This is a genomic window from Bradyrhizobium oligotrophicum (genome assembly GCF_051168495.1).
In the GTDB taxonomy this organism is placed as follows: Bacteria; Pseudomonadota; Alphaproteobacteria; order Rhizobiales; family Xanthobacteraceae; genus Bradyrhizobium; species Bradyrhizobium oligotrophicum_A.
This window is the reverse complement of sequence record NZ_JBNPVB010000028.1, coordinates 74,873-81,220: the sequence shown is the minus strand read 5'-3', so window position 1 is coordinate 81,220 and position 6,348 is coordinate 74,873. Positions and strand designations below refer to the sequence as shown.

Below are 6,348 nucleotides of genomic sequence, written 5' to 3'. Positions count from 1 at the left end.
AGCGAGTTGCGCGCGCGCCAGGTGGCGATCTGCTGCCACCACGGCTTGATGTCGGGCTTCTTCGCCTCGGCCTTGAACACCTGCAGGATGTCGGCGAGCACGTCGCCGCAATCGCCGATGATCGGCACGTCGACGCGGATGTTCTTGTTGATCGAGGACGGATCGATGTCGATGTGGATCTTCTTCGAGTTCGGCGAGAACGCGTCGGTGCGGCCGGTGATGCGGTCGTCGAAGCGCGCGCCGACGCACAGCATGACGTCGCAATCATGCATCGTCATGTTGGCCTCGTAGGTGCCGTGCATGCCGAGCATGCCGAGCCAGTTGGTGCCCGACGCCGGATAGGCGCCCAGCCCCATCAAAGTCGAGGTGATCGGAAAGCCCGTGACCTCGACCAGCTCACGCAGCAGCTTCGAGGCCCCCGGGCCCGCATTGATGACGCCGCCGCCGGAATAGATCACCGGCCGCTTGGCAGAGGCCAGCAGCGCCACGGCCTTGCGGATCTGCATCGCATCGCCCTTGACGCGCGGCGCGTAGGAGATGTGCACGTCGGACTTGCGCGGCGGATGATAGGTGCCGACCGCGAACTGCACGTCCTTCGGCACGTCGACGACGACCGGGCCCGGACGGCCGGTGGTCGCGACGTAGAACGCCTCGTGCAGCACTTTTGCGAGATCGTTGACATTGCGCACCAGCCAATTGTGCTTGGTGCAGGGCCGGGTGATGCCGACCGTGTCGCACTCCTGGAACGCGTCGTTGCCGATCAGATGCGTCGGCACCTGGCCGGTGATGCAGACCAGCGGGATCGAATCCATCAGCGCGTCCGCCAGCGGCGTCACCATGTTGGTGGCGCCGGGGCCCGAGGTCACCAGCACGACGCCGGGCTTGCCGGTCGAGCGCGCATAGCCTTCGGCAGCATGGCCGGCGCCCTGCTCGTGGCGGACCAGGATGTGCTGGACGTCGCTCTGCTGGAAGATCTCGTCATAGATCGGAAGCACCGCGCCGCCGGGATAGCCGAAGAGGTGCTGCACGCCGTGGTCGATGAGCGCGCGCACGATCATCGCGGCGCCGGTCATCTGGTTCGGATCGTGGCTCTTGTCGGTCATGGCAGGCTCCGGATCGCTGCTCTCAGCGGCTTGTCGTCTTGGTCGGTCGCTTGGTTCAGGGGTCGTCTCGGTCAGGGTCGCTTCGAGCGGGTCGTTGGCGTCCAGGCAATAAAAAAGGGCCCTGGAAGGCCCTGCGCACCGCTCGGATCATGGATGGCCGCTAGCCATCCCCGGCGATGCGCCTGGCTACGACTACGATAAGAATGGCAGCAATATTGTTGCGCATGACGCCCAGCGAGCTTCCCAAAGGTTGCGCGAACATAACCACGGATGCCCCGATGTCAAGGCAAAGCGGGTTCGCCAGCGCGATTTTGTCAGGTTAACGCGGAATTCGCCGTTCGGCGAGCGGTAATTTGAGCCCCGCCGCCGTCATCGCGAGCGAAGCGAAGCAATCCAGGGCTAATCCAAGACTCTGGATCGCGTTGTCGCTGCGCTCCTCGGGATGGCGATCAGACGGACACCACCCACGCCCGCGCCGCGTCCGGCGCCAGCCATTCGAATTCCGGCAGCTGGTGCCGGAACCAGGTGAATTGCCGTTTGGCATAATGGCGGGTGTCGGCCTTGCCGATCGTGGCGGCCTCGTCCCGCGAGATCTCCCCCCGGAGATGACGGATCAGCGCCGGCACGCCATGCGCCTTCATCGCCGGCAGCAGCGGATCGAGCCCGCGGGCGGCGAGCCGCGCCACCTCCTCCAGCGCGCCACCGTCGAGCATGACATCGAAGCGCGCATCGATCCGCGCATACAGCGTCTCGCGCTCGGGCGCGATGAACAGCGCGCGGGTCCCACCTGCCGGCAGCAGCGGCGGGGTGGTGTCGGCATGCCAGTCGGCCAATGGCCGACCTGTCGCCTCGATCACCTCCAGCGCGCGGGCGATGCGGGTGCGGTCGCGGACGTTCAACCGCGCGCCCGCGGCCGGGTCGCGCCGCGACAGCTCGGCATGTAGTGCTTCGACACCGTCGCGCGCGAGCCGCAGGCGCACCCCCTCGCGGACCGCCTCGGCGACCTGCGGCACCGCCGACAATCCCCGTGTCAGCGCCTTGAAATACAGCCCGGTACCGCCGACGAAGATCGGCAGCCACCCGGCGCGCTGCGCCTCGGCAAGAACGTCCGCCGCGTCACGAACGTAGTGGCCTACCGAATAATTCACGCCAGCATCGACATGGCCGTAGAGCCGATGCGGCACATCGGCCTCTTCCTCCGCCGTCGGCCGCGCCGTCAGCACCCTGAGGTCGCGATAGACCTGCATGGAATCGGCATTGATGACGACCCCGCTCGCTTTTTGCGCAAGTTCCAATGCGAGCGCCGACTTGCCGCTGGCGGTCGGCCCTGCGATAAGCACCGCTTTGTTGTCGCTTAGCGAAGTCACCTGATGTCTCTCGTCGCCACCTTCATCTGCAATCCTGCCGATCCCGCACTCGATACCACGATCGTGGAGGCCTTCCTGGCCGTGCTGCCATCGCCGGGCACGCCACGCTGGCTGTTCGACGAGGTCGCCATCGACATCCCGTTCGCGCATGACGGCGAAGTCCACAAGCTCGAGGCCCGCTTGCGCGACCTGCGCGGCGACATGCCGATCGACATCGTCGTGCAGGCGGAAGCCTTCCGGCGCAAGAAGCTTTTTCTCGCCGACATGGATTCAACCATGATCGGCCAGGAATGCATCGACGAGCTCGCCGATTTCGCCGGGCTGAAGCCGCATGTCGCCGCCATCACCGAGCGGGCGATGCGTGGCGAGATCGCGTTCGAGCCGGCCTTGCGCGAACGTGTCGCATTGCTCAAGGACCTGCCGGTGAGCGTGGTCGACGAAGTCATTGCCAAGCGCATCAAGCTGACGCCGGGCGGCCGCCATCTGGTGATGACGATGCGCGCCAACGGCGCCTACACCTGCCTGATCTCCGGCGGCTTCACGCTGTTCACCAGCCAGATCGCGGCCAAGATCGGCTTCGAGGAAAACCGCGCCAACGAGCTCGTGGTCGCCGACGGCAAATTCACCGGCGAGGTGCGCGAGCCGATCATCGGCCGCGACGCCAAGCTCGCCACCCTGGTCGAGCTGCGCGAATCGTTCGATCTCGACGAAATCGACACGCTGGCGGTCGGCGACGGCGCCAACGATCTCGGCATGATCGAGGCCGCCGGCCTCGGCGTCGCCTATCGCGCCAAGCCCGCCGTCTCGGCTGCGGCCGCGGCCCGCATCGATCACAGCGACCTCACCGCGCTGCTCTATGCGCAGGGCTACACGCGCGATCAGTTCGTCGACTGACAACTCTGCAGCCGCACCGCGGCGCGCAGGGTTTTGCTAGCGGCTGCGCGATACGACGCCCTCTCGCTCGTCGGCGCTGGAGGATCGCAATCGCGCTCCTGTCGCGACGACACGCAAGATTCGCGACGAGGCGACGCACGATCAGTCCATCGGGATTTTGTTTCAATCCAGCACGTTGCCACGCAACTCCATTCCAAACTCATTCAAGATCGCAAATGACACCATTCGATCGGTGCATGAAGGGGCCGCACGGCGCACCGATTTTCGACCGCATCACCAATCCATGAATTGAAATCTCATGCTGCACTGCATATAAACCTCAGCACGCTAGGGAGTGTCCAAGGAAACGAAAACGGTTGCACGTGATGCAATCGATCATCGTCACAGAAGGACCTTCCGATGACCATCAAGCACATCATTCCAGGCTCTCTCGTTGCCCTCGCGCTGCTGGGCGGCGCTGCCGTCGCGGCCGAACTGCCGAGCTACGAGATCAGCGCACTGCCGGCGACCCCGCATCAGCTCTCCGTCGTCGGCGCTTCCGCCGCCGAGGAGCAGGCCCCCGTCGCCGATCTGACCCGCGCCGGCATGCCCGCCACGGCTCATCAGCTCGCCGTGCTGACCGCCCACCGCCGCAGCGCCGCGCTCGCCGTCCCGACCACCGTCGGCAGCGCGCGCAACTAAGCGACCTAGGTCGCACACCTCACTGCTGCTTCTCACCGCCGGCTCGCATGGCCGTCGATGAGGGCAGCAGCAGGAATGCGGATACACAGCAGCGGCGCAAGCCAGCACCGCCAGCGCAAATATCCATCAGTAGCCGTCGATCTCGTCGTATCGGCCGATCACGGCGCCAGCGCCACCCCGGCCCCCGTCAGTCGCGGATGCGCAAGGGCTGCTCTGCATCCCCACCGCGCTCATTGCGACCATCGCGAGCCATAATTGCAGCCCGGCATCCGCCACCGTCAGCATGCCGTGGAAGATGCGTTCCTGCCGGCCATGATGGCCAGCGCCATGGTGAAATACCGGCGCCATCCCAATTGGACGACCAGCTTGCCAGCGCGCGGCGGCACGACAAGCATCGGCACTATCGGCCAGCCAGCCCCGTAGCAGTTCCTCAGTTGGCTGCGACACGTTCGTTCCTTGCTGGATCACCTCGCTGACGACGGCGCTCTGTGTCCTGCTGGCCGCGCTGCTCCACGGTCAAAATGCATCACGCGTGGTCGCCACGTGTCATTTGCGAGCGAGAGATTTGCGAGTAAGCCCCGGCGGGAAATAAAGCGACGAAGTTCGAACTTTTTCGACTGTCGGCGCATCTGCCACCCCATGAAACATCAAGCTGATATCCGGCCGAGCGATGCTGAACTGGCTGTTGCGGCGCGTGGGGGCGATTGTGCCTGCCTCGGGGTGCTGTTGGAACGCCATCGCGCGCGGCTTTACGCAGCGGCGCTCGGCGTGCTCGGCTACGGTCCGCAAGCCGAGGATGCCGTCCACGACGCGTTTCTCATCGCGCTGAGGCATATCGGGGATCTCAAGGAACCTCAGGCCGTCGTCGGCTGGCTCCTTAGCATACTCCACCGCTGCTGCCTTCAGCAGCTACGCCGAAGACGGCGCGAGGTGCTGACCGCCGAAGTGCCTGATCGTCCCGACGACGGGCCAAGCATCGAGGAGCGGCTGGAGAAGGTCGCGCTGCGCGAATGGGTCTGGAACGCTTTGGGCAAGCTTCCCGAATCACAGCAGGCCACTGCCGTGCTGCGCTATTTCGGCAGCTATCACTCTTATGAGGAACTGGCTGCCATCCTGGCGGTCCCCATCGGAACCGTCCGCAGCCGACTGTCCGAAGCCAAGCGCAAACTGGCCGAAATGCTGCTCGAGACGGCAGGCGGCGTCGATCCCGACGCCGCCTCGCAGTCACGACAGCACCACAGGTTCTACGACGAGGTCTTTCGTAGTTTCAGCCGCCCGGGAGAGTACGACCGCCATCTCAGCCATTTCGCGGAGGATCTCCACCTCGTCCGTGGAGGCGACAGGGCGGTGTTCGGGCGCTCGTTCCTCACCCAGGAAATCCGCGATGATCACGAAGCTGGCGTTCTCATCGAACCACAGCGCATCTTCGGCACCGGCAATATCAGCGTGATCGAAGGACGGTTTTGCAATCCGCCGGAGGATCCGTTCCATTGCCCGCCGGGTGTCGCCTTCGTGGTTGTCCGCCGATCCGGTCAAGCCAAGCGCCTGCATATCCATCTTTCGCCGCGCTCGCCCAGAATCGACGACGACTGATCGAACTTTCTCTCTCGCTCGCGGCTCCTTACAGCGCACGACCAGCAAATGGCGGGCACACTGGCACCATCGAGGAGAGATCATGTTCAACTTTGCAGTCTATGAGTTCATTTCCAGCGCGCACCGCAGTGTGCTCAGGTCATGCCGCTCACGCCGCATTTTCACACGCGCCGCCGCTTCGGCGGTCGTCTATGCGGTGCTGTTGTTATCGGGCCTCACCGTGGCCGGTCGGGCAGAGGTCGAAGCGACCTACAAGGACGTCGAGCAGACTCTCGGCAAGGTGCCTGGCTTTCTTCGCCGCGTTCCGAAAGCCGCGCTGCCGGGCGCCTGGGCCGAGGTGAAAGCGCTACAATTTTCAAACGAAACCGTCCTGCCCCCAAAAGTGAAGGCTTTGATCTCGCTGGCCGTCTCCGCCCAAATCCCCTGTCAGCACTGCATCTGGGAAGACACGGAGAGTGCGAAGCAGGCGGGCGCCACGCAGGAGGAGATCGGGGAGGCTGTCGCGATCGCCGCGCTGGCTCGGCACTGGAGCACGATGTTCAACGGTCTGCAGGTCGATTTCGAGACCTTCAAGAAAGAGCTCGGCGACGCGCCGGCAGCCCCGCCTGCCAAATAAGCGGGCGCCATCGAAACCTGGCGAAACCGGAATGCGGACGGCAAACGCTGCCGTCCGCATTCACCATGGCGGCCGGCCCGTGCTGGCGTATCGG

7 protein-coding genes are annotated in these 6,348 nt (G+C 64.8%); 4 read left to right on the top strand and 3 right to left on the bottom strand.

Annotated elements, in window-relative coordinates; translation table 11 throughout:
• Nucleotides 1-1,103, bottom strand: a 1,103-nt coding sequence (locus tag ACQR1B_RS33480; RefSeq protein WP_434836971.1) for a thiamine pyrophosphate-binding protein, incomplete at its 3' end; no start/stop codon positions are given.
• A gap of 449 nt (nucleotides 1,104-1,552) precedes the next feature.
• Entirely contained in the window at nucleotides 1,553-2,470 is a 918-nt protein-coding gene (gene miaA / locus ACQR1B_RS33475) for a tRNA (adenosine(37)-N6)-dimethylallyltransferase MiaA (RefSeq protein WP_434836970.1), read from the bottom strand.
• 3 nt (nucleotides 2,471-2,473) lie between these two features.
• Here miaA and serB point away from each other — a divergent pair, with 3 nt between their 5' ends.
• Both serB and ACQR1B_RS33465 read left to right on the top strand, forming a co-directional pair.
• Nucleotides 2,474-3,364 carry a phosphoserine phosphatase SerB gene (gene serB, locus ACQR1B_RS33470; RefSeq protein ID WP_434836969.1) on the top strand — a complete coding sequence of 297 codons (891 nt, stop codon included), beginning with the start codon at nucleotides 2,474-2,476 and terminating at the stop codon, nucleotides 3,362-3,364.
• A gap of 399 nt (nucleotides 3,365-3,763) precedes the next feature.
• Nucleotides 3,764-4,045 carry a hypothetical protein gene (locus ACQR1B_RS33465; protein ID WP_434836968.1) on the top strand — a complete coding sequence of 94 codons (282 nt, stop codon included), beginning with the start codon at nucleotides 3,764-3,766 and terminating at the stop codon, nucleotides 4,043-4,045.
• A 126-nt stretch (nucleotides 4,046-4,171) separates the two neighbouring features.
• Here ACQR1B_RS33465 and ACQR1B_RS33460 read toward each other — a convergent pair whose 3' ends face one another.
• Complete coding sequence (locus tag ACQR1B_RS33460; RefSeq protein WP_434836967.1) at nucleotides 4,172-4,492, bottom strand: hypothetical protein; 321 nt, start codon at nucleotides 4,490-4,492, stop codon at nucleotides 4,172-4,174.
• 192 nt (nucleotides 4,493-4,684) lie between these two features.
• On the opposite strand from ACQR1B_RS33460, the gene ACQR1B_RS33455 reads away from it, so the two are divergent.
• Together ACQR1B_RS33455 and ACQR1B_RS33450 are read left to right on the top strand one after the other, a co-directional pair.
• Entirely contained in the window at nucleotides 4,685-5,638 is a 954-nt protein-coding gene (locus ACQR1B_RS33455; RefSeq protein ID WP_434836966.1) for an RNA polymerase sigma factor, read from the top strand.
• An 82-nt stretch (nucleotides 5,639-5,720) separates the two neighbouring features.
• Entirely contained in the window at nucleotides 5,721-6,254 is a 534-nt protein-coding gene (locus ACQR1B_RS33450) for a carboxymuconolactone decarboxylase family protein (RefSeq protein WP_434836965.1), read from the top strand.
• The last annotated feature ends 94 nt before the right edge of the window (nucleotides 6,255-6,348 follow it).

Excerpts from the sequence above, each read along its gene's own strand:
- serB (WP_434836969.1), top strand. The coding sequence starts at position 2,474 with ATGTCTCTCGTCGCCACCTTCATCTGCAATCCTGCCGATCCCGCACTC.
- ACQR1B_RS33465 (WP_434836968.1), top strand. The coding sequence starts at position 3,764 with ATGACCATCAAGCACATCATTCCAGGCTCTCTCGTTGCCCTCGCGCTG.
- ACQR1B_RS33455 (WP_434836966.1), top strand. The coding sequence starts at position 4,685 with ATGAAACATCAAGCTGATATCCGGCCGAGCGATGCTGAACTGGCTGTT.
- ACQR1B_RS33450 (WP_434836965.1), top strand. The coding sequence starts at position 5,721 with ATGTTCAACTTTGCAGTCTATGAGTTCATTTCCAGCGCGCACCGCAGT.